Genomic DNA, 23,500 nt, shown 5'->3' with positions numbered 1-23,500 from the left:
GCATAAAAAAAGGGATCTAGATAATGGAAGCATCTAAATCCCTAATTAAACACTGATGAGAATCAATGTTCGCGGAGAGGGAGGGATTCGAACCCTCGGTACGGTCATCCCGTACACAGACTTTCCAGGTCTGCTCATTCAACCACTCTGACACCTCTCCGTTGCTGTGGGGCAAAGATAGTAGATTTATCAACAAAATCAACAGTGTTTTTTCACTTTTTAAGACAAAAAGAAAGAAGAAAAATGTAAGTTCTTTATTCCCTGCGCAAAAGAATAAAAGTACTGTACCAACTAACTTATTTTTTACTTACATTTAGGTACTAAAACAAGGTTTTTACGGCATGAAAAGAGTCCTTTCTATAGATGGTGGCGGTATTCGGGGCATTATACCAGCTATGTTTTTAACCGCATTGGAAGAAAAAATACAGCAAGCGACCAAAAATCCTGAAGCCCATATATCAGATTACTTTGATTTCTTTGCGGGTACAAGTACTGGTGGAATATTGGTATCCCTCCTCTTGTGTCCCGATGATAACGACCCGAAGAAGCCTAAGTATACGGCCAAGGAGGCGTTAAACATATATTTGGAGCACGGTGTGTCCATCTTTTCAGCTAGTGCTATGCGTCGTTTTTTCAGCCGCTTTGGTCTAGTCAGCGAGCTTTATAACGAAAGCGCCATCAACCAAGTCCTCAACGATTATCTAGGCGAACGCAAACTAAGCGAGTTGCGTAAGCCATGCATCATCACTGCCTACAACATAGAGCTTCGTAAAAACCACCTCTTTAGGCAACAGAAAGCAATATCCCATGGCGCACAGCGTGACTTCCTACTGCGCGATGTATGTCGAGCTACCGCTGCCGCACCAACCTATTTTTCTGTAGCAGAAATTTTCTCGCTCTCCGGTACGCGATACCCATTGGTCGATGGAGGCGTGTTTGCTCACAATCCGGCATTATCAGCCCTACTAGAGGTCATAAAAACATTCAATACCTATAAGATACATGACATATGGATACTTTCTTTAGGGACAGGTATATCCAAAATATCCTACAATTATGAAGACTTTAAGAAAAAATGGGCCATATCAATTGGCCCAGCCTTGGTCGACATTATGGGAAGCAGCTCGGCAGAGAGCATCGACTATTACTTGAAGCAGTTATTCCGTTCGGTAGGTAAATCCAACAATTATATCCGTATTGAGCCCGGAAATTTAGCCTCTATCAATCCGTCGATGGACGCAGCGAGCCCGCACAACATCCAAAAAATAGTCGCCTTAACAGACAGACTTATAAGCGATAACGAAAATCAGTTAAACCAGATTGTAGACGACCTGATTCACGATAAAAAAAATAGTCGTGAACGCTCGGTATGGAACTTTTTGAAGAATTAATCTTAAATCTTACATTTACCGACAAATTATAATTATATGGCACTAAATTACGTCTGGGTTTCCTTTTTCCTAATCACATTTTTCGTTGCGCTAGTCAAGCTTATTGGTGGCGATACGGAAGTTTTCCAAAATATTGTGAACTCCCTTTTTGAAGGAGCTGCCAATGGTGCCACGATCTCCTTAGGGCTAATAGGGATGATGACCTTCGCCTTAGGTATTATGAAAATTGGTGAAAAAGGAGGCATGATTAATATATTTGCCAAAGCAGTAGGCCCATTCTTCAACAAGCTGTTTCCAGAGATTCCTAAGAACCACCCTGCATTGGGTTCCATCTTGATGAACTTCTCCGCAAATGCATTAGGCCTAGACAACGCTGCTACGCCATTAGGGCTGAAAGCAATGAAAGAGCTACAGGAACTTAACCCGCAGAAGGACACAGCCTCCAACGCGCAGATTATGTTCATCGTTTTGAACGCTTCAAGCTTGACGCTTCTGCCAATCTCCATCATGGCCTATCGCCAAGAAGCCGGAGCAGCACAACCATCAGATATCTTTTTACCAATTCTGATTGCGACCTTCTTCTCTACCCTAGCGGCATTAATCTTAGTATCCATATACCAAAAAATCAACCTTTTCAATAAAACAATCTTAGCCTACTTAGGCGGATTAGTCGTATTGGTAGGCTGTGCTTTATATTACTTCACGACCTTAAACCAAGAGGAAATCGGTGTTATTTCGCGTGTGTTTGGGAACCTTGTACTCTTCACCCTCTTCACATCTTTCATAGGACTAGCCTTAATTCGAAAGATAAATGTTTATGATGCTTTTATTGAGGGAGCAAAAGAAGGTTTTGACGTGGCTGTGAAAATCATCCCCTATTTAGTAGCTATCTTAGTTGGTATCGCTGTGTTTCGTGCTTCGGGCACGATGGACTATATCGTAAATGGTATTGCTTATCTTATAAAATTGATGGGTATAGATACAGGCTTTGTGGAAGCACTACCTGTAGCCTTTATGAAACCATTAAGTGGTTCTGGTGCACGTGGATTGATGGTGGAGCTGATGGCAACAAAAGGACCTGACGACTTCGCATCGCGTGTAGCTTGTGTTATCCAAGGATCAACAGAGACCACTTTTTATGTGCTAGCGGTATACTTTGGGTCTGTAGCTATCAAAAAAACAAGACATGCCCTACCGTGTGCCTTGCTTGCTGAATTGGTTGGTGTTATCGCTGCTATTATCGTTTCTTATATTTTCTTTGGTTAATTCAACATTTTAAAAGATGAAAAAAACAATTGCATTAATTGCCCACGACGGAAAAAAGGCAGACATGGTCGCCTTTGTTAAAGATCACTTAGAAGAATTAAAACAAGCAAATATTATCGCGACAGGCACTACTGGCACCTATGTTCAAAAGACAGGATTAGAAGTAGAATTAAAATTAAGCGGGCCTAAAGGTGGTGATGCACAGATTGCAGCCTTAACAGCAGAAGGGAAAGTAGATGGTATTATTTTCTTCCGCGATCCGCTAGGGAAACATGTTCATGAACCCGATATTCAAATGCTAATGCGCATTTCAGACTTATATAATGTACCTTTAGCAACCAACCCTGCTACAGGTGCATTAATCATCAGTGGTTTATTATAAAACGTAAATATGGCAAATCAAGTAAGCGTAAGCATAGGACGCGAACGATACGAAACAACAATCAAGGTTCAACAGCATGTAATTGTAGCTGATGAGCCGCTAGATGCTGGAGGCACCGACTTAGGGCCTTCACCAAAAGAGCTATTGTTATCCTCACTAGGTACATGCAAGGCCATCACGGTTCGCATGTATGCCGACCGTAAAGGATGGCCGCTCGAGGGGCTATCTATTGATTTAACATACCTTGATAAAAGTGATGGCGAGCCCAACACAAACTACATACATTGTGAAATTAAGCTTATTGGAGACCTTGATGCTGAGCAACGTAAGCGCTTAGCTTTGATAGCCGACAAGTGTCCTGTTCACAAGATACTCAGCAATCCAATTGTTGTCGAAAGCAATTTTAGCTAGTGCTTAAGCGATATAATTGTATATTTGCCGACATTTTAATTTGCAAGGTATGTCTTCAAACATAAAAGATGAGGTAAACAACCTCTTTCAAGCGTTTAATCGTGAAGAATGGAAAAGCTTAAATGGACAATTCTCTTATGATTTGATTCAGAGCGACCTAGACCATCTTCATGCCTTAAACGAACCTTTGACGATTGAAGAGATAGCGGATGTTTACTTCCCGCTAGCTCACCTCTTGAATATCATGATTCAAGAGACACAAGACGTGCATGTAAATGTAAATGGCTTCTTAAACAAGCATACCCAAAAGCTTCCCTTCATTATCGGGATTGCTGGCTCTGTAGCCGTAGGTAAAAGCACCACAGCGCGTGTACTTCAAAAAGTACTATCTATGCTGCCGGGCAAGCCGAAAGTTGATTTGGTTACGACAGATGGTTTTCTATACCCAAATCAAGTATTGATTGACCGCGGCATGCTGAACCGTAAAGGATTCCCGGAGAGCTACGACACCAAACGCCTATTGAGCTTCCTTTCGGCCATGAAGTCTGGAGAAGAGAGCTACGAAGTGCCTGTATACTCCCATGTAGAGTATGATATTATGCGCGATAAAACGCAGCTAGTGGCCAAGCCTGACATCCTTATTGTGGAAGGTATAAACGTATTGCAGGTAAACTCGGTGGTCGGAAATAATGTGTTCGTTTCAGACTATTTCAATTACTCCATCTATGTGGATGCTGCCGAGCATGATATCCGCAATTGGTATATCGACAGGTTTGAATCACTACGCGCAACATCTTTCCAGAAGCCGGACTCTTATTTCCATCGCTTCGCGGATATGAATCCTGACGAAAGTAAAGCAATGGCCACGAACATCTGGAATGAAATCAATAAGCCCAATCTAGACCGTAATATCTTGCCTACACGTTATAGAGCCGATCTTATCCTTGAAAAAGGATCGCATCACTTTGTGAAAAAGGTAAAAGTTAAGAAGGTTTAGCCGTTAGCATGTAATCATGCTCCCGCTTAAATTTAAGGACCTCCCGAAACACTTCATTCATCAAGCTACGGTGTAGCTTGCTGCTGTTGCTCGTGGCGTGCAGGTCAAGCTGATATTTGACAAAGTCTTTGCCGATATCCATCACTTTTAGGTCCATGTTATCTTCTCCGGTCAATTGCGGATGATTACGCATAGTCTCCCGAATACGCTCTTCCAATTTCTCAACCTGCATAGCTGTCTGTAGAGGCAGCTCAAAGCGTACGGAAAAGAAACGCGAAGGATGCGCCGATAAGTTGGTTACGGGTGTCGTAAAGATTAAATTATTGGGTACGGTGATAAGATCCTCATCTTCATCCTGAATGATAAGGCTCGAAAAGGTAATATCAAGAATACGTCCCTTCACCTCTCCTATTTTCACGCGGTCACCTACGGAGAAATCCTCGGAGAACATGATGAAAAGGCCAGATATCATATTCGTTAGGTACTCCCGGAAGGTAACAGCAATAGCCATCGCTACAAAAGTTAAACTCGTCAAGAACTCTAGCGGTTTAATCCCTAAGGCGAGCATCATAGCTATAATAAACATGATTGTATTCAGTACTGCTGTTAATCGGCTAATACCCAACACGAAATTACCACGCACATTCTTCGTACCATGACGCGTACGATACAAAGAGATAAGAATATAACGCCCGAGGGAGAAAATAATACTCGAAGCCAAAAATAGAGCCGCGGCATCCGTCACCTTGTCAAAGCGTGGATATTTGAGGTAAAAATCATCAGCATACCAAAAGCTAGCATAAAGACCAAGTAAAGCAACGACCTTTGCCGCAAACTGTATAGCAGCCTCCCATTTAAAGTTTTTCTCCTCCATTATCCCTTTTTAATAACCTAAAATATCAATTTTATCTAGCACCAGCAAGACTATAATATAAGAAGAATAATCCAACAAAACAAGACCTATGTGTAACCCACAGTTAAATGAAGCATCTACTTAAAGGAATATCATCCAGACCTTAGGCTGCTGAATCCTTCATTTTGAGAACTAAAGCCTATTTTAAAACACCTATGGTAGCATTATATGAAAAAAAATAGCGAACAAAATACGTTCTACAATTCGAAAATCGCCAAAATTAGTTAACTTAGCGGGCTTAAATGTGCTAGATACATAACAATATGGAAACAACATTTGATTTTGAAAAACCGATTGCAGATTTGCAAACACAGATAGAGAAAGTATTGCAGGTTCAGGAGAAAACAAAAGTAGACATGAGTGCTACTGTTAACGAACTGAAAGGCAAGCTTGAGCAAACAAAAACGGATATTTACGGCAACTTAACAGGTTGGCAAAAGGTACAGATGTCTCGTCACGCTGAGCGTCCACAAACATTTGATTATATCGATTTAATCTGTGATGAGTTTATTGAGCTTCACGGTGATCGTACTGTAGCAGATGATAAAGCTATTATTGGCGGTATCGCTTCTATTGGTGGTCAGTCGGTCATGGTAATTGGTCATCAGAAAGGTAAAAATACAAAAGAGCGTCAGTACCGCAATTTCGGTATGGCGAATCCAGAAGGCTATCGTAAAGCTTTACGCTTGATGAAAATGGCAGAAAAATTTGGCAAACCTGTTGTTACCTTAATCGACACGATGGGTGCATACCCAGGTTTAGAGGCTGAAGAAAGAGGCCAAGCAGAGGCTATTGCACGTAATCTACTGGAAATGTCTGTATTGAAAGTTCCTGTTATCTGTATCGTTATCGGTGAAGGTGCTTCTGGTGGTGCTATTGGTATTGGTGTAGGTGACCGTGTTTACATGCTGCAAAACACATGGTATTCAGTAATCTCTCCTGAGTCATGTTCTTCTATCTTATACAGAAGTTGGGATCACAAAGAAAAAGCTGCTGACGCCTTGAAATTGACAGCAGAAGACATGTTAGGCAATAAATTGATTGACGGTATCATTCAAGAGCCAATTGGTGGTGCACATCAAGACCCACAAGCAACGGCTGAGAATTTGAAAGCAAGAATTATTGCTGACATTATCGAGCTAAGCTTAAAAGACGAAGAGACTTTAGTAAACGAACGTATTGAGAAGTTCAGTAATATGGGTGTAGTTATTGAATAAATAACCACCTTCTATTAAAAATAATTATAAAAAGAAAGAGCGATAAATTAAATTTATTGCTCTTTCTTTTTGCCTTTGTTTCGCATTCCGCCGACTTAGTAGCGGAATGGATAGTTACGCATAAATTCAAATTTATAATCTGTATTACGCTGTATGGTATCAATTAGTGCAGAAAGTAAATCCTGTCCTTTTTTATTCTGGAACATATCGTCGTGCATTAAAAGAATAACATTATTAGGCTCCATCGAGCTTTTGTTATTCATATAATTGCGTATACGGTTGTAAATCTCTCCTACCGACTGCAAAGGTTTCCCTGTCAATCCGTGAATCTTCCACTCCACATCCCATCCATAGATTTTGTAGCCGTCAGCAAAAAGTAAATCTGCTGTGCTCACGCCACTTTGCAAGTCAATGCGACGTACATCGTCATACATGGAAATATTACGACCTGGAAGGCGGATGATTTTATGTTTCAGCTGTAGGTCTTTCTCATTTTTTTCAAAATCAGCGAAAGCTGCAACTGGGTTACTGTAAAAAGTTGTAAACTTATTGTTAGCGTGGGTATAGCTGTGGTTATAGCACTCTACCAAAGGGTTGTTGTAATAACGTTGGTAATCACGTTTCAAGCCTTTAGACATGTTGGCGTGTTTACCTATTAAGAAAACAGAAATATTAATGTTTTTCGCTTTAGCAATAGAATCGATAGCCGCACTACCACGAAGAGGACCATCATCAAACGTAAAGAAAATATGCTTAGGTAGCTTATCCAGCTCCTGGCGTACAGAATCTTTAACACGGCGTTTCTCTGCTTTAACAACACGCAGCACCGAATCCTTCTTCACTTTTACCAGACCTACTGTATCTACCTGCTGCTTCGCCGAATCTTTCAAGCGCGTCAACAACTTTCCTTTTGCTAAAGTGTCCTGTTTAACAGTCTGCTCCTTACCAATAGTATCATCAGCACTATGAGCGGCTTTTGAAGTGGTTCCACCACCACAGGAGACCAATAAATTTGCAGCAACTAATATTATCCCTAACTTAGATAAACCCCTTACCCCCTTTAACATCATACTGTGTATTCTATAATTATTACTTTCCATGCAAAAGTAAAATATTAAGCAACCAAACACAAGATAATTAATAGGAAAAAAACTAGGATTTATCGATACGGAATAAAGATTTCTTCTTTTTAAAGAAAGTTTTTTATTGCGTGTCATGATTGACATGGAAGGCTACTCAGAAAAGCAGGGACAAAACAAGCCTTAAAGACCTGTTTAAGCGTCATTAACCAGCAACTTCAGCTTGACTAAGGTTTCGTCCCCCTTGCTTACAAAGGTTTAAACCCCTATCCTGAAGGAAAATGAAGGGCTGAAAATTTATGAAAAAATGTAAATATTTATCGACAAAAACTCGCAGTAAAGGGGCACTCATAATCTGACTATTTTATGCTATCTTTGTGCGAATTTAAAAAAATCTACAAATTACATGGCTTTACAATGTGGCATCGTAGGTTTACCAAACGTTGGTAAATCCACTTTATTCAACTGTTTGTCGAATGCAAAAGCGCAGGCGGCAAATTTCCCATTCTGTACGATTGAACCTAATGTTGGGGTAATCACCGTTCCTGATGAACGATTAAATAAATTAGCGGATCTAGTAAACCCACAACGTATTGTTCCGAATACTATCGAGATTGTGGATATTGCAGGTTTAGTAAAAGGAGCTTCTAAAGGTGAAGGTTTAGGTAACCAGTTTTTAGGAAATATCCGTACTACAAATGCGATCATTCACGTTTTACGTTGTTTTGATGATGGAAACGTTATTCACGTTGATGGTTCCGTAGACCCTATTCGTGATAAAGAAATTATCGACACCGAGCTTCAGCTTAAAGATTTGGATACTGTTGTAAAACGTATTCAAAAGGTAGAAAAGATGGCTAAAACAGGTGGCGACAAAGATGCTAAGCGCACTTTCGACATCCTTTCTATCGTTAAAGAACACTTAGAATCTGGCAAATCTGCAAGAACTGCAGCTATTGAGGCTGAAGACTTTGAATTTATCGAAGACTTAGCTTTATTAACGGTAAAACCTGTTCTTTACGTGTGTAACGTAGACGAAGCTTCTGTAAATACAGGAAATGCTTATGTTGAGCGCGTTAAAGAAGCTGTGAAAGATGAAAAAGCACAGGTATTAATCATCTCTGCTCAAATTGAGTCTGAAATTGCACAGTTAGAGTCGTATGATGAGCGTCAAATGTTTTTGGATGACTTAGGTTTAGATGAATCTGGTGTTTACAAACTTATCCGTTCTGCTTATTCTTTATTAGACTTAGCGACATACTTCACGGCAGGTGTTCAAGAGGTACGTGCTTGGACTATTCAAATTGGATTTACAGCACCTCAGGCTGCTGGTGTTATCCATACTGATTTTGAAAAAGGATTTATCCGTGCTGAGGTTATCAAGTATGCTGACTTCGTGCAGTTTGGCTCTGAGGCTGCTGTGAAAGAGGCTGGTAAACTTTCTGTTGAAGGAAAAACATACATCGTAGAGGATGGTGATATCATGCACTTCCGTTTCAACGTGTAAATAAAATAATAAACAAAAAACAGGGCCAATCAATGATTGGCCCTGTTTTTTTATAAGCCTCGCCCCTCCTTGAGGACGAAATATCCGCAGAAAGCAGTATTTTCGCAAGATGAGGAACCTAAAAATCAATAGTTTCAATAGTGTCTTTTTTATTCTCTGGGTAATTTTAGCCAGCTTAATCACCTATATCGACGACACTGAAACCATGTATACGGAGCAGAAGCGTCTATCAGGAATCCTGCTCCTTATAATCTTCATTAGCAGCACCTATTTCCTTTGTAATTACCTCCTACCGCGTATAATCGCCCAAAGTAATTTAGGGAAAATTATCGTTCGTGTATTAGGAGTAACCTTACTGCAAGGTTTCTCTATGTGGCTCTTCCAAGAGATACTCTACTATATGGAGTCCTATAATATGCTAAGCTTTTCCTTAGACCCCGCAGAGAAGGAGCCTTTCGGACTGCTTATTGCCAACGCTATGCCTGTATCCCTTATGCTTAATCTCGGCTTCGCCGGATTAAAGTTCTACTTTGAACACACCCTGCTGAAAGAGCAACACATGGCCCTACAGCAGGTGCATTTAGAGAACAAACTATCGTCGCTACAGGCGCAGATAAATCCACATTTCATGTTCAACGTGCTGAACCATATCCATATCTTAATACAAAAAGATACGACCTTGGCATCAACAGTACTTCTGCAGTATGCGGACATTTTACGTTATCAACTGGAAAAAATAGAGTCGGAAAGCATCCCTCTCCAAGAAGAGGTTAACTTCATGAAAAACTATATTGAAGTAGAGAAACTACGTTGGCAAAACACATTACAGGTAAAAACAGATTGGCAAATTCACAACGGGCAGCAGCAAGTGCCTCCTTTGCTTTTTATTATATTCATTGAAAATGCATTTAAGCATGTATCGCGTTCTAAAGAACAAGCAGGATACATTCATATTCAGCTCCTACAGCAAGAAGAATCACTTATTTTCCATATAGAAAATTCTACCAACAGCCTCGCCTCAATGGGCAAAGCTAGTGCAAATCTAGGCTTACCCCTGATTCAGAAAAGACTAGCGCTTCTTTTCCCCACAACCCACAAGTTACATATAGAAAAAAATAAGCATCGCTTTAGTGTGACTTTAAACATTGATATTACGCCCAACAAATCATGATTGTAGCCCATAAAATAAAATGCCTTATTATTGATGATGAACCCTTAGCAGCAGAAGGCATCAAAATATACGCCGATAAGCTGGAGTACTTGACCATTGAAGCCGTATGCTATTCAGCCGTTGAAGCCTTAGCAATTTTAAACAATAAAGAAATAGACCTAATCTTCTTGGACGTTAATATGCCTGATCTTACAGGCATTGAATTTTTGGAGCAGCTAAAAAATCCACCGTTGACAATCTTCACAACGGCTTATTCAGAGTTTGCAATTGATGGCTTTCGCTTAAATGCTGTAGATTATATTTTAAAACCTATTTCATTTGCCCGCTTCGTGCAGGCTGTAGAAAAGGCAAAGGCACAATTGGCTATCCAACAGCCATCACCTTCCCTGCCAATTCCGACAAGCAAAGAAGTATACCTTAAGCAGGATAATGAATTTATTCGTGTATGCACAGGAAAAATATTGTTTATAGAAGCGATGCAAAATTATATCATCATACACCAGGCAGATAAGAAAAATACCATACACCAAACAATGAGTGCGGCCGAAGAACTTTTAGTAGGATTACCCTTTTTTCGTACACATCGGTCCTACTTGATTAACATTGCCCACATTGATAGCATCCGTGGAAATACCATCACTATAAAAGGACATGAAGTACCGTTATCAAAGCACCGCAGAGAGGAGCTTTTTGAGCTTGTCGTCGACAAAAGGCTCTTTAATAAATAAACTAAAAGCGGTAGCTCAGCGCCAGGCCTCCACCACCCTGCTGATACTGTACTGGTTGCACATGCAGCCCATCAATTGTAGCTTTGCTCACCCATTGGTCGATGGTAGGCAATAAGCGGTAGGCAAGCTCAACGCTCAAAATGCCAACCCCTGCGCCAGCAACGACATCACTCACCCAATGTTTATTGTTCACCACGCGTAGTGCTCCTGTAGTTGTCGCTAAACCATAGCCTGCTACAGCGAGCCATGGATAGTCTTCACCATATTCTTTATACAACATATGAGCGCCAATAAATGCGGTAGCCGTATGTCCAGAAGGAAATGTTTTGTAATTGGAACCATCGGGACGAACACAGCGGAAGCTTGACTTCGTACCACGCACGATAGCTATCGCCAATAAGGAAGATGTGGCTAATACAAGGGAACGCCCCTTCAGATCATGCTTGGCAGGAACACCTAGCCAATCCAAACCAAAGACTGCCGCCGTTGGCGCATACTGTAGATAATCGTCAATTCGTGTCCCTTTCTTTACCCGTGACTGAACACCAGCACGCGTATAATCATCAAATCTTTTCAAACTCGGTGTAAACTGACGCACAACACCGTAGCTAATGAGGCCAACAGGCAATACATAAGGGCTAAACGAGGATTTAGTTTCTCTAATGGCGACCAAAGGCTTCTGTATCGAATCCGCAGTGACTGGCAAATTCCGGTCAGCAGTAGCTGTACCAACAGCCAAAGTATCAGGCAAGTTATCCATTTTTAAACCCGTACTTGCCAATGACTTACCCCACGACAAAACCCATAATGCAATCAACAAAGCTAATTTCCACATAATCGTCTTCTTTTTTCGAAGGCGAAAATGCAGCTATAGTGGGTTCTACGAAAAATACTTTGACCAATGGGCCAATCCTATTGACGAATGGTAAACAAGCACCACAGGAAAAGGTACAGGCTTAGCTAATGAAGCATATACATTTTCATCAAAAGAAAAGTTATGGCTTTATAATCACCCAACCTTCAGCACCACGAATGACGAGCTCACCATTACCGCTAGGTACAAAAGCAATGAAAGGATAGATATCTTCTTTTTGAAGCTTCCGCTCTTGTAATGAATTTGTGCACTGCGCCACTTGCACGCCGCGCTCGATAAGGTCAACAAGTTCGTCATGGTATGGCGACGTTTTCAGCATCACTTCCGTTCCTCCTGAAAAGGTGATAAGCTCTACGTTAAGCTTTCCTATCAAGCGTGGGTCGCCCAAAAGATTACGGATATTACGGAAAGCTTTCTTCACTACATCGGGTTGGTTACTATCCAGCTGATAGATAACTTTATAGGTTGGTAAGTGTGACTCAGCTCCTTCAAAAGAAGCATTATGCTGAAGTATAGCCGCTTTATCTTGCGCTTGTAAGCATAGGGTACTACATAAAAAACAGGTGGCAAAAAATAATCTTTTCATAAAGGCAATTGATAAATTCAAATGGTTTAGAACGACTTTAGCGCAATCCCGAACCTAATACCTAAAGGTAAAAAATTATACTTGTAAGACCTTAATACATGTTGACATCACCACAAAATTACAAAGCCAAGTAAAGATAGTGAGCGAAACATAACCTTTACTTCAAGCTGAGTTCCTCCCATTGTTGCCAAACAACAGCGCTACAAACTTGTTAAACTTATAGAGCAACATAAGCATATGGATTTAAAGTCGAATGAACCTTTCTGGTTAGTAAAAAATGGAATATTAACTTCCTATCCTTCATTAAAGGAAAATGAAGACTGCGATATTCTAATCGTTGGCGGAGGCATTACGGGCAGTTTAATAGCGCATCAGTGTATTGCCGATGGCTATAAAACCATCTTAATTGATAAACGTGAAATCGCCAATGGAAGCTCATCGGCGACCACATCCATGCTCCAGTATGAAATCGATACGCCGCTGCACCAATTGATCGACATGATTGGTGAAGAAGGTGCTATTGCCAGCTATAAAGCATGTTCCGAAGCTATCGATACCTTGGCTGCCCTATGCAAGAAAATTAAATCTAAAGCGGGATTCCGAAAGAAAAACTCACTTTATTTGGCTTCCTTTAAGAAGGATGTAGACGCCCTAAAAAAAGAACTTGAAGCCCGTAAAGATGCTGGTTTTGACGTAGCATGGATAGAACAAGAACATGTAGAACAAAAATTAGGAATATATCAAAACTATGGTGGCATTTTCTCGAAACAGGGTGCTAGTGTTGATGCTTTTAAGCTTGTCCATGAATTGCTGAACTATAATATTAGTAAGGGCTTAAAGGTATTTGATAAAACGGAACTGACGGAGGTATCTACCCATAAAAGCTATTCCATAGTACAGCTAGCTACTGGCCTACAACTAAAAGCTAAGAAAATAATCTATTGTACGGGCTATGAGAGTAGTACAATGATAAAGGAGCATTTTGTGAACCTACTCAGCACTTACGCCATCGTTTCGGAAGTTGATGAGATAACAGCCGAAAAATATAAGGATCTATTGCTATGGAACACCGCTAAACCGTATAATTACTTACGTACCACGGATGACCATCGTATTTTAATTGGTGGTGGAGATGAAGACTTTAGCAACCCCATAAAAAGAGATGCTTTACTCAAGCAAAAGTCCAAGTCGCTACAGAAGGATTTTAAAAAGCTTATCCCTGCAGCACCTTTTTATGAAGATTTCGCGTGGTGTGGCACCTTCGGCGAAACTAAAGATGGCTTACCTTACATCGGCACACATCCCGACTTTAAAAATGCCTATTTCGTCTTAGGCTTTGGGGGCAACGGCATCACTTTCTCCGTCACAGGTATGGAAATGGTATCCTGCTGGCTACAAAACAAAAAGCATAAGCTTAGCCCGTATTTTGCTTTTGGAAGGTGACGAAACGGAAGAGATAATTTATTTTTATAATTAGAAAAATAGAGTAAGATTTTATAAGCAGAATAACTTACTTTACACTAAGGCTTTAATTTCTTAGCCTCATCTCTTTTCATTTTTTTTAGTTGCCTGTTTAGTATTTTAAGTTCCGATTTACTATAATCGTCATCCATAATAAGATATTTATATTTAAATAAATAAGCTTTAATTTTTATAAATTCATATTCTTTAGTAAAATAGGATAAACCTGCTATTTTGATATGTCCATAAATATCGTATATATAAATTGACTCTAAATTATCCACTCTAGGTATCTTTACATCGGAAATATTACCGTATTTTATGGATTCAAGTACTTTATCGTCTTTATCTAGCAGTTGAACATTTAAACTTTTTATTTTTTGATTTTTATAATAGGATACATGCAATGGAATATAAAGACTATCCTTAGTCTCATCACTTGCTAATACTTTATATCCACCAGAAACTTCATTTTTTTGGTTTTTCAACGTTGTACAAGAAGCTATTAAAATTGGTACAATAAAGAATAGTTTAAAAAACCAATTTAGTTTCTTTTTATTTAATACTAATCGCTGTAATTCCATATGGCTCTATTTTGCCTTCTAAATATAATAAACGTTTGCTAGTTCAAAGCTAATTATTTGAATGCGTGTTCCTATCAAACCTTACCAACCAAGGGTCACATCATATAATCACAAGAATATTTGTTAATCAATATATATTTAAATATCTGTTGATTAAAAAACATTAGTTTTCTATAAAATCCATTAAATATTGATTCAAACAGGCTTTATTTTCAAATTTTACGTGGGGCTGTACCAAAATCATCTATACGAAATCTAACACATTATTTGAATATTTTAAATAGACCACAATCACTACCAAAGCTTAGATTATCATTTTGAAACTTTGCAATGTAAATCCTCTACCTACAGATTTCGTACACTGTTCTAAACCCTGATTTTTATTAAGGACTTTTTAGGTGAATCACAGCATAATTATATATACAGATAAAATTGGTTGTACTCAGAAGTGAAAAATAAAGCCCTAGCAGATTTTTTCAAAGAAACAGCATAGAAGCCCCAAATAAGGGGCTTCTATTAGGACTTATAATTAATCAAATAAATCATTCTTTTAACGTAAGCGTCAAGGGCTTCTCGCTCCTTTTTTCTTAATGTAATTTTGCGACTTTTGATCAAAAAGCTAATGCAGCTTTGTTCTTTTATTATCATCCTTTTACTAGAAGTTTTTTACGTTCTCCTATATATAAATATTACCTAATTCGGAAAATGAAAAAATAACTTCAACTTAAATCTAAATACATATTGTTATTGTGGTGGATGAAAATCTTCATTAACAGGAGCATTTATCATACATGCGTCAAATAGGTACTTGGCCTCGGCCTCACTACCTCCTCTCATTAAAACAGAGTTGTACACAACTAAGCATCTATTCATTTTTTCCTCTTGTCCATTACCATTTACACTCTGTGTAAATAGTGCTCCCGCTAAAATCGTTAAGCCTAATGCAATTTTTCTCATAAAATTATTTTTTTAGTTTATAATGTATTAAAATTAACTAAAATCACTACAAAAACCTAATTATACTAAACCTTTACAACAAACTAAAAAATACAAATTCCAAAAAATTATTTCCGAGTAACGCGAACCATCTCCTTTATCGAAGAAGCTTCCGTAAAAATATATTCAACACTTTGCCTCCTTCATTTTTCTATTCCTTCCCTCTCAATAAATTTAAAAGCAAACACTATAAAAAAGCAGAACCAGCCATCTATCATCCCTTTACGCACAAGGTATCACAGGAGTCGGAACCGTTCTTTTCCCATCTTAATTTAGACCACTAAATGACTGTCTACTTGCATTTCAAACAGCACAAATCCAATAAAAAAGCGTATCTTTGCCGCTATGATTAATATTTCAAACTTATCGCTTCGATTTGGCAAGCGTGTGCTATTCGAAGATGTAAATTTAAAGTTCACTACAGGAAACTGTTATGGTATTATCGGTGCTAACGGTGCAGGTAAATCTACCTTTTTAAAGATTATATCGGGAGAAGTAGATCCATCCACCGGATCGGTCGCGTTTACACCAGGCGAGCGTATGTCGGTTTTGAAACAAAATCACTACGAATTTGACGAGTTCACGGTATTGGAAACCATCATGATGGGTAACCAAGAGCTTTACAAGGTAATGAAAGAGAAAGACGCTATCTACATGAAAGAAGATTTCTCTGATGCCGATGGTGAGCGTGCTGGTGAGCTAGAGAGTCTTTTTGCGGAAATGGATGGCTGGAATGCGGAGAGCAATGCTGCTACCCTATTGAGCAACTTAGGCATCAAAGAAGAGCAACACTACAAATTGGTAAAAGAATTAGACGGTAACGAAAAAGTACGTGTGTTATTAGGACAAGCGCTTTTCGGCAAACCAGATATCCTTATTCTCGATGAGCCTACCAACGACTTGGACATCAAAACCATTGCTTGGTTAGAAGATTTCTTAGCGAGCTATGAAGCGATTGTATTGGTGGTATCTCACGATCGTCACTTCTTAGATCACGTGTGTACGCACATCGTAGATATCGACTTCAGCAGAATGACGATTTACTCTGGTAACTACAGTTTCTGGTATGAGTCTTCACAATTAGCGTTGAAACAACGTTCGGATCAGAACAAGAAAATGGAAGATAAAGTTAAAGAGCTACAAGAATTTATTCGTCGTTTCTCTGCCAACGCTTCTAAATCTAAACAAGCTACTTCACGTAAGAAAGCGTTAGATAAAATCAATATTGATGATATCAAACCTTCAAACCGTAAATATCCAGCTATCATGTTCAACCAAATGGACCGTGAGCCTGGAGATCAAATTTTGCACGTTGAAGGCCTAAGCAAAACCGTTAACGATGAGGTATTCTTCAAAGACATCACCTTCATGATGAATAAAGGCGATAAGATTGCGATTTTGGGTGACAACTCATTAATTACTTCAGCATTCTACGAAATCATCTCGGGTAGAGATAAAGATTTCAAAGGAGACTTCAAATGGGGTATCACCATCACTCCAACAGATATGCCTATTGAAAATGCGGAATATTTCGACGGTGTAAGTGAAAACTTAGTAGACTGGTTGCGTAACTACACATCGAAACCAGAGGCTGATGAGCAATTCATCCGTGGCTTCTTAGGTAAGATGTTATTCTCTGGTGAAGAGGTATTGAAAAAAGTATCTGTATTATCCGGAGGAGAGAAAATGCGTTGTATGTTCTCTAAAATGATGCTACAAGGAGCTAACTTCTTAATCTTTGATGAGCCTACCAACCACTTAGACTTAGAATCGATTACTGCATTAAACAATGGTATGACAGATTTCCGTGGCTCTATGTTGTTCACATCTCGTGACCACGAGTTGACAGAAACTGTAGCAAACCGTATTATCGAGTTGACGCCAAACGGTATCATCGACAAGTTAATGACATATGATGAGTACATCAGTTCGGAAGTTGTTCAAGCGCAACGTGCTGAATTGTATGCCAAAAAATAAGGCCTAGCCTAAAGATAGTAAAAGCCGTATCATGCAAATGATACGGCTTTTTTAGGCCCTAAAAAAAAGAAGAGCGCGAAAATAAAAGTTACAAAAAAACCGCACAGGCATTGTTTGCTGTGCGGTTTTCCGTTATACATTCCTGCGGCAGCAGGTTATTTTTCTTCGTTAATTATTGGTTGATAAACTGCTAAATGCATATACATAATCTAAACCTACAATCTTCTCATTGGCCTCTCGTATATTCTTTTGCTTTCCCGAAACCTCATAAAGTACAGAAAGGTGATTCCCTTCCTTCTCCAATCCACGTCGCGTCAAGCGTACATGATGGTCGGCCATGAATACTTCAAACTCGCGTAGATGCGACAGCTGAACATCGACAAAGGTGATGCGTATGCTACGTACAAAATAGATATTAGCCAGCAAAAGCTCCATGCGCTGAAATAGCGACAAGATAATAACCATGCAGCAGGTCAATAAGATGCCGAAGCCATAATTCCCAAAGCCAATCATCATGCCAATAGCCGCCATGGTCCAAATCACGGCTGCTGTGGTCAACCCTTGTACGGAAAACTTGCCATGAAAGATTACGCCAGCACCAAGGAAACCGATACCTGTTACGATATTTGCGGCGATACGGTCGTCAGAACGGAGCCCTATTTGCGATAGCAACGTAAAAACACTCGACCCGAAACAAATCAAAATTAACGTTCGAAATCCAGCAGATTTATTCTTGAACTCCCGCTCAAAGCCTACTGCTGCTCCACAAAGAATGGAAACAAGAATAGGAAGAATCTGACTTTCAAAATCTAAGGTGAAGCCCGTCATGGTTATGCGTTAGTTTAGCTAATATAAGCATAAGTTATTCCATCTCCACCACGGTCAGCATGTTCATCTTCAAAATGAGAAACATGGCTATATTTACGAAGGTAGTCACGCACGAACTTACGTAAGATACCATCACCCTTTCCATGTACAATTTTCAAACTCGGATAACCGATCATCACCGCACGGTCTAACACCAACTCCATTTGTCGTAGCGCATCTTCGGTACGCATACCGCGCACATCAACTTCCGGACTAAAGTCGGCCGCCGAAGTTGTCGATGAAGAGCGTAACTTACGCGTCACCTTCTTCTTCTCAACACCCGTCAGTTTCTCGACTTTATTTTTCTTCACGACTGTACGCAGCTCACCCAAGGCCAAAATCAGGTTATTCCCTTTCGAGACCTCCAGCACCTGCCCTTGCGTATCGCTATCCAATATTTTAACCCAGTCGCCAACAACGATTTCCTCATTTACAGGATTCGTTAAGCTCTTCGCTGGCGCGGATGTAGCCTTCGCCTCTGTATGCTGATCGATAGCCTGATGTAGATTTTTACGAATAGACTTCGTACGCTCCTTATCGGCTTGCGCCGATTTAATCTCCGAAATCGTATTCTCTACGAGCTTATTCGCATCTTTCAATATCTGCTTCGCTTCAATTTTAGCTTCCTTTAAGATGAGTCTTTTATTCTCATCAAGGTGCGCTTGCAGCTTCTCTACTTCCGCCTGTAGACTGATCAGCTCACGCTCCCGTTTTGTCACGGCCACCTTCGTGTCGTGTACCAAACGCTTGTCACGCTCCAAGTCTACCAATAAGGTATCTACTTTCTTCTGCTGCGTGCCAACTTTCTGTTTTGCAGCTTCTAATATATCTTTACTTAAACCGATTTTTTGCGCAATCTCAAAGGCATAAGAGCTACCTGGCTTACCAACCTGCAAGATATATAATGGGCGCATAGCCACATTATCAAACAGCATAGAAGCATTTTCAATACCCGGGGTATTGCTTGCAAAAACTTTAAGGTTGGAATAGTGCGTAGTGATTACACCTCGGATATTTTTCTTGTGCAAAGCCTCCAACACGGCCTCTGCAATAGGGCCACCAAATAGCGGATCTGTTCCCGTACCGAACTCATCGATCAGTACTAAGGTGCGTGCATCGGCAAAGCTTGTGAAGTGCTTCATTTTCGAAAGGTGAGCACTATAGGTACTCAAGTCGCTCTCGATAGACTGGTCATCACCGATATCGGCAAAAATCTGTCTAAAGACACCAACCTTAGAGGTATCTTCGGCAGGAATCAATAAGCCTGCTTGCACCATCATCTGTAGCAAACCGACGGTTTTCATACATACCGACTTACCCCCTGCATTGGGTCCCGACACCAAGATTACGCGGTCTTCACTGTCAATCTTAATATTCAAAGGAACAACCGTCGACCGTCCTTCCGTACCAGCCCCCAATAGCAATAGCGGATGACGAGCATTCACTAAAGAAATTTCGGGCTCTTTAGAAAGCTCTGGCATCTCGGCCTCCATATCGATGGCAAACAACGCTTTAGCACGCACGAAATCAAGCTTCGTTAATAGACCATGGTAGGACATCAACAAAGGAATATGCGGGCGTAATTGGCTCGTTAAGTCTATCAAAATCCGAATGATCTCGCGACGCTTTTCGAACTCCAAATCACGAATCTTATTATTTAGGTGAAACACCTCTTCAGGCTCAATATAAGCGGTTTGTCCAGTTGCCGACTCATCATGAATCAACCCTTTTAGCTTACGCTTGTTTTCTGCTAAAATCGGAATACACAAACGCCCATCACGAATGGTTAAATTACCATCAGCTGTCCATCCACTACTTTGCGCTTGTTTAAAAACTTGGTCGATACGTTTGCGTGCTTCCTGCTCGCTCTTTAAAATCTGCTGTGACAAATCCAACAACAAACGAGACGCATTTTCTTTCATCCGACCGCGGTCGTCAATCACCTGTTCAATGGCGCGTACAATTTGCGTTTCAATAGGTAAGTGCTCAAACAGCATCACTAAGTGTGTGTATAACCCTTCACGCTCATTGAAATAACGAATCACCGCAAAGACGGTGCGTAAGGACAATAGAATACGGTGAAACTCCTCTTCCGACAGGAAAGCTCCTTCTACGCGTACTTTCTCGGCCAATGGCTTTATCGGGTATAGATGGTCTACTGGCAGTGGAGCATCGTTTAAGAGTAAATCTTTAAACTCATGCGTCTGTCGTAAAAATTTATCAATCTGATCGAGCTTTACTTGCGGTTGGATCTTAGCGACCATCTCCCGCCCTGGCTCCGTCAGGCACTTTAATGTTATTAATGTTTTTATTTCTGCGAAGCCTAACTTATCGCTCGCATTCTGGGGAAAAATCATATCTGTTAACTTCTTTTACGTCTCGTGTGGCAATTAAAAGTCACTACGAGCACTGGTATCTAGAGCCGCTGGCTCTGTTTGCTGTGCATCTCCGGCCTTCTGCAAAGTAGGCTCCGGCAATTTATCAGGCGTAGCCTGCAAAGGAATCGTCAGTCCGTAGACATTAATACCTAAGCCCAACTCTTGCACAAAATGATCGCGGTAAGCTTTATAATCCAAAGGAAGTGGTTTCTTAGGCACATCCATAATCAGTTTTATAGCGTCATCACGCATCCTGATATAACGCTGCTGTCTGCGCAGACTATCGCTCACAAAAACATTACGTACCGAATCTTCAGCACGATACACATTTTCATAGCTCATCAATCGATCAGTCACTTCCTTGTAAATAGCCTCGCCAGCATCTGGGTTACTCAAATAATAATCCATATTTTTCTTAAACTGAACGGAGTCAATACCATAGCGCTGAAAAACCTGACCATATAGCCCATCAATTATCCGGCGAGAGCTGTCGATTTGAATACTATTCAGATAGCCATCGATAAGGTGTACCTCGACCAACATGTCCACCATCTTAGCTTCGGATAATAATCCTGCTGGAGCCCCTTTTTTACAGGAAATTCCTAAAAAAAACGATGCGAATATAATGAGTAATAAGCGTTGCATTTTGTAAGTTTGTACAAAATTACAAAAAGGCATCTGAATAACCTCTTTTTAAGTCCTTGAACTTTGATTTTACACTGAAATGAGTATCACAACAAACATAGCGTCTTTACAAGCGGAGCTTGCTCCCATTGCAGTTACCTTGGTTGCTGTATCTAAAACAAAACCCAACGAAGAGATAATGGAGGCCTATGAGGCTGGTCAGCGCATCTTCGGCGAGAATATGGTGCAGGAACTTGTTGACAAACATGAGCAACTGCCAAAGGATATTGAATGGCATTTAATCGGTCATTTACAAACCAACAAGGTGAAGTATATCGCTCCTTTTGTAAAAATGATTCATTCTATAGACTCGCTAAAAGTACTCAAAGAGATTAATAAACATGCCGAGCGCAACAAGCGTGTCATCGATTGTTTGTTACAAATCCATATTGCAGACGAGGATACTAAGTTCGGTCTTGACCATGCGGAGCTTATCGAGCTACTGCGCGACGAGGAGCTTGCTGAGTTGAAAAACATCCGCATCTGCGGATTGATGGGTATTGCGACAAATAGTCCGAATCCGAAGATTGTTAAAGAAGAGTTCTACGAGCTTAAGATGCTATTCGACGGGGTCAAGGCGAGCTATTTCCGTAAAGACGATGCGTTCAGCATCCTATCGATGGGAATGTCGGCAGACTACAAGCTAGCTGTAGAGCAAGGTAGTAATATGGTGCGCTTAGGCAGCACTGTTTTTGGAAAACGCGTTACTAAACATTTTAAACTAAAAGATGATAACAATAAGGAAAGCTAAAGAATCAGATTGCAAGTCCCTTATGGACTTGATTCAGGAGCTAGCCGTTTATGAAAAAGAACCCAATGCGGTCACCGTTTCCATGGAGGAGTTTGTATCCTCTGGTTTTGGTGAAAATCCGGTATGGGGTGCTTTTGTAGCAGAGAAAAATGACGTCATCGTCGGGATGGCACTTTATTATATACGCTATTCAACCTGGAAAGGTCAACGCCTTTACCTCGAAGATTTAATTGTTACGGATAGCGAGCGTGGTAGCGGCATAGGCAAGCTACTACTCGACCAAACCATTGCCTACGCCAAAGAGAAAAACTACAGCGGTATGCTGTGGCAGGTATTGGATTGGAATGAACCGGCAATAAACTTTTACAAGAAGTATGGGGCGAGCTTTGATAATGGATGGGTGAATGTAGCCTTAAACTTTAGGGACTAATGCAAATAAAAAGCTTATATATCGCATTGGCCGTAGCGGCAGCTACAGCCACAAGCTTCATCGCTTGCGGACCTGATGCTGGTTGGAACAAAATTTTAGCAAACGAAGAGCAGGCAAATAGAATTTTTCAAGATTCACTACCCTATACGGTTAAACAATTCCAAGAGTTTAGTCCTTACTTTTCTGGTCAAGCGAATGAAATGGATAGCACAACCTTTACGGCTACCTATCCCCTTTTTAATGCGGAAATACAGCAATTAGTAAAAAATGCATTATTCATCGATGGTGAAGATTCCGTAAATCAAGTTGCTGAAAGCTTCTTGGGTGGATTCAACGAGTATGCTGAAGATGAAATAGCATCGGGCAACAGCGCTTTCCATTGTTGGTTTAAAAACCAAGATGCACGTGTTCTACTCAACACAGGGCGCTTCCTAACCATTGCCAACTCATTAAGTGAATATACGGGAGGAGCACATGGCATGGAGGTTGAGCTTTGGTTTAACTATGATATTAAAAATAAAAAACAACTAGCCTTAACAGATTTTATACAAGATACGGTTAGTCTTAAGAAAATAGTCGAGCAGCATTTTCGCAAAGTGGAAAGCCTCCAGGAGAATGACTCTTTTGGTTCAGGCTACTTCTTTGACGACAACAAATTCACGATGGCCGATAACTTCGGTATGACACGTGAAGGACTTGTTTTTCATTACAATGTATACGAAATAAAAGCCTATTCTGAAGGTTCAACAACCGTTGTTGTTCCTTATAAAGATCTTAAAGGCCTACTGACAGAAACAGGCAATCAATTGGTGAGCAGCCTTTTCAAAAAATAGTAATTTTCCATTAATAG

General features: G+C 40.3%; 23 protein-coding genes and 1 tRNA gene. 14 read left to right on the top strand and 10 right to left on the bottom strand.

Annotation, left to right across the window (positions count from 1 at the left end):
- Positions 1-72: 72 nt before the first annotated feature.
- Positions 73-160 (bottom strand) — tRNA-Ser (locus WH223_RS04775).
- A gap of 181 nt (positions 161-341) precedes the next feature.
- On the opposite strand from WH223_RS04775, the gene WH223_RS04770 reads away from it, so the two are divergent.
- Genes WH223_RS04770 through coaA form a run of 5 tightly spaced genes read left to right on the top strand, consistent with a single transcriptional unit; the run spans position 342 to position 4,447 of the window.
- Positions 342-1,391 (top strand): patatin-like phospholipase family protein, encoded by a 1,050-nt coding sequence (locus WH223_RS04770; RefSeq protein ID WP_340046394.1) that lies wholly within the window; start codon positions 342-344, stop codon positions 1,389-1,391.
- 36 nt (positions 1,392-1,427) lie between these two features.
- Positions 1,428-2,657: a nucleoside recognition domain-containing protein gene (locus tag WH223_RS04765; RefSeq protein WP_340046393.1), complete on the top strand. Its 1,230-nt coding sequence runs from the start codon at positions 1,428-1,430 to the stop codon at positions 2,655-2,657.
- Between the two features lie 16 nt (positions 2,658-2,673).
- Complete coding sequence (locus tag WH223_RS04760) at positions 2,674-3,039, top strand: methylglyoxal synthase (RefSeq protein ID WP_340046392.1); 366 nt, start codon at positions 2,674-2,676, stop codon at positions 3,037-3,039.
- Between the two features lie 9 nt (positions 3,040-3,048).
- Positions 3,049-3,450, top strand: a complete 402-nt coding sequence (locus WH223_RS04755; RefSeq protein ID WP_340046391.1) for an OsmC family protein — start codon at positions 3,049-3,051, stop codon at positions 3,448-3,450.
- Positions 3,451-3,499: 49 nt separating this feature from the next.
- The gene (gene coaA, locus WH223_RS04750; protein ID WP_340046390.1) at positions 3,500-4,447 is read left to right on the top strand and encodes a type I pantothenate kinase; all 948 of its coding nucleotides are present in this window, start codon (positions 3,500-3,502) and stop codon (positions 4,445-4,447) included.
- Here the strand turns inward: coaA and WH223_RS04745 are convergent.
- Complete coding sequence (locus WH223_RS04745; protein ID WP_340046389.1) at positions 4,434-5,321, bottom strand: mechanosensitive ion channel family protein; 888 nt, start codon at positions 5,319-5,321, stop codon at positions 4,434-4,436. The two genes, coaA and WH223_RS04745, sit on opposite strands and share 14 nt — an antisense overlap.
- A gap of 302 nt (positions 5,322-5,623) precedes the next feature.
- Here WH223_RS04745 and WH223_RS04740 point away from each other — a divergent pair, with 302 nt between their 5' ends.
- Positions 5,624-6,577, top strand: coding sequence for an acetyl-CoA carboxylase carboxyltransferase subunit alpha (locus WH223_RS04740; protein ID WP_340046388.1), 954 nt, complete (start codon positions 5,624-5,626; stop codon positions 6,575-6,577).
- 95 nt (positions 6,578-6,672) lie between these two features.
- Here WH223_RS04740 and WH223_RS04735 read toward each other — a convergent pair whose 3' ends face one another.
- Positions 6,673-7,647: a polysaccharide deacetylase family protein gene (locus WH223_RS04735; RefSeq protein ID WP_340046387.1), complete on the bottom strand. Its 975-nt coding sequence runs from the start codon at positions 7,645-7,647 to the stop codon at positions 6,673-6,675.
- Positions 7,648-8,062: 415 nt separating this feature from the next.
- On the opposite strand from WH223_RS04735, the gene ychF reads away from it, so the two are divergent.
- The 3 genes from ychF (at position 8,063) to WH223_RS04720 (ending at position 11,062) form a co-directional block, all read left to right on the top strand.
- Positions 8,063-9,163 carry a redox-regulated ATPase YchF gene (ychF, locus tag WH223_RS04730; protein ID WP_340046386.1) on the top strand — a complete coding sequence of 367 codons (1,101 nt, stop codon included), beginning with the start codon at positions 8,063-8,065 and terminating at the stop codon, positions 9,161-9,163.
- A 109-nt stretch (positions 9,164-9,272) separates the two neighbouring features.
- Complete coding sequence (locus tag WH223_RS04725; protein ID WP_340046385.1) at positions 9,273-10,334, top strand: sensor histidine kinase; 1,062 nt, start codon at positions 9,273-9,275, stop codon at positions 10,332-10,334.
- Entirely contained in the window at positions 10,331-11,062 is a 732-nt protein-coding gene (locus tag WH223_RS04720; RefSeq protein WP_340046384.1) for a LytR/AlgR family response regulator transcription factor, read from the top strand. The genes WH223_RS04725 and WH223_RS04720 overlap by 4 nt, the downstream gene beginning before the upstream one ends.
- Position 11,063: 1 nt before the next feature.
- Here the strand turns inward: WH223_RS04720 and WH223_RS04715 are convergent, their stop codons facing one another.
- Both WH223_RS04715 and WH223_RS04710 read right to left on the bottom strand, forming a co-directional pair.
- Positions 11,064-11,897 carry a phosphatase PAP2 family protein gene (locus WH223_RS04715; protein ID WP_340046383.1) on the bottom strand — a complete coding sequence of 278 codons (834 nt, stop codon included), beginning with the start codon at positions 11,895-11,897 and terminating at the stop codon, positions 11,064-11,066.
- A 160-nt stretch (positions 11,898-12,057) separates the two neighbouring features.
- Positions 12,058-12,522 carry a DsrE family protein gene (locus WH223_RS04710; RefSeq protein ID WP_340046382.1) on the bottom strand — a complete coding sequence of 155 codons (465 nt, stop codon included), beginning with the start codon at positions 12,520-12,522 and terminating at the stop codon, positions 12,058-12,060.
- 237 nt (positions 12,523-12,759) lie between these two features.
- On the opposite strand from WH223_RS04710, the gene WH223_RS04705 reads away from it, so the two are divergent.
- Positions 12,760-13,965 (top strand): NAD(P)/FAD-dependent oxidoreductase, encoded by a 1,206-nt coding sequence (locus tag WH223_RS04705; protein ID WP_340046381.1) that lies wholly within the window; start codon positions 12,760-12,762, stop codon positions 13,963-13,965.
- Between the two features lie 77 nt (positions 13,966-14,042).
- Here the strand turns inward: WH223_RS04705 and WH223_RS04700 are convergent, their stop codons facing one another.
- Positions 14,043-14,567, bottom strand: a complete 525-nt coding sequence (locus tag WH223_RS04700; RefSeq protein ID WP_340046380.1) for a hypothetical protein — start codon at positions 14,565-14,567, stop codon at positions 14,043-14,045.
- Between the two features lie 744 nt (positions 14,568-15,311).
- Positions 15,312-15,524, bottom strand: coding sequence for a hypothetical protein (locus tag WH223_RS04695; RefSeq protein ID WP_340046379.1), 213 nt, complete (start codon positions 15,522-15,524; stop codon positions 15,312-15,314).
- Positions 15,525-15,908: 384 nt separating this feature from the next.
- Here WH223_RS04695 and WH223_RS04690 point away from each other — a divergent pair, with 384 nt between their 5' ends.
- A complete protein-coding gene (locus WH223_RS04690) occupies positions 15,909-17,540 on the top strand; it encodes an ABC-F family ATP-binding cassette domain-containing protein (protein WP_340046378.1) in 1,632 nt (543 codons plus the stop codon).
- Positions 17,541-17,708: 168 nt separating this feature from the next.
- Here the strand turns inward: WH223_RS04690 and WH223_RS04685 are convergent, their stop codons facing one another.
- The 3 genes from WH223_RS04685 to WH223_RS04675 are packed head-to-tail and all read right to left on the bottom strand — an operon-like array spanning position 17,709 to position 21,430.
- Positions 17,709-18,368 (bottom strand): MgtC/SapB family protein, encoded by a 660-nt coding sequence (locus tag WH223_RS04685; protein ID WP_340046377.1) that lies wholly within the window; start codon positions 18,366-18,368, stop codon positions 17,709-17,711.
- Between the two features lie 14 nt (positions 18,369-18,382).
- Positions 18,383-20,764, bottom strand: coding sequence for an endonuclease MutS2 (locus tag WH223_RS04680; RefSeq protein ID WP_340046376.1), 2,382 nt, complete (start codon positions 20,762-20,764; stop codon positions 18,383-18,385).
- Positions 20,765-20,797: 33 nt separating this feature from the next.
- The gene (locus WH223_RS04675) at positions 20,798-21,430 is read right to left on the bottom strand and encodes a DUF4296 domain-containing protein (protein WP_340046375.1); all 633 of its coding nucleotides are present in this window, start codon (positions 21,428-21,430) and stop codon (positions 20,798-20,800) included.
- A 79-nt stretch (positions 21,431-21,509) separates the two neighbouring features.
- Here WH223_RS04675 and WH223_RS04670 point away from each other — a divergent pair, with 79 nt between their 5' ends.
- Genes WH223_RS04670 through WH223_RS04660 form a run of 3 tightly spaced genes read left to right on the top strand, consistent with a single transcriptional unit; the run spans position 21,510 to position 23,483 of the window.
- Positions 21,510-22,220, top strand: a complete 711-nt coding sequence (locus tag WH223_RS04670; protein WP_340046374.1) for a YggS family pyridoxal phosphate-dependent enzyme — start codon at positions 21,510-21,512, stop codon at positions 22,218-22,220.
- Positions 22,198-22,650, top strand: coding sequence for a GNAT family N-acetyltransferase (locus tag WH223_RS04665; protein WP_340046373.1), 453 nt, complete (start codon positions 22,198-22,200; stop codon positions 22,648-22,650). Before WH223_RS04670 ends, WH223_RS04665 begins: the two co-directional genes overlap by 23 nt.
- Entirely contained in the window at positions 22,650-23,483 is an 834-nt protein-coding gene (locus WH223_RS04660; RefSeq protein ID WP_340046372.1) for a DUF3298 and DUF4163 domain-containing protein, read from the top strand. The genes WH223_RS04665 and WH223_RS04660 overlap by 1 nt, the downstream gene beginning before the upstream one ends.
- The last annotated feature ends 17 nt before the right edge of the window (positions 23,484-23,500 follow it).

Source organism: Sphingobacterium sp. MYb382 (assembly GCF_037572665.1).
In the GTDB taxonomy this organism is placed as follows: Bacteria; Bacteroidota; Bacteroidia; order Sphingobacteriales; family Sphingobacteriaceae; genus Sphingobacterium.
Note: the sequence above shows the minus strand (reverse complement) of the source record. Positions and strands in the feature narration are given on the sequence as shown.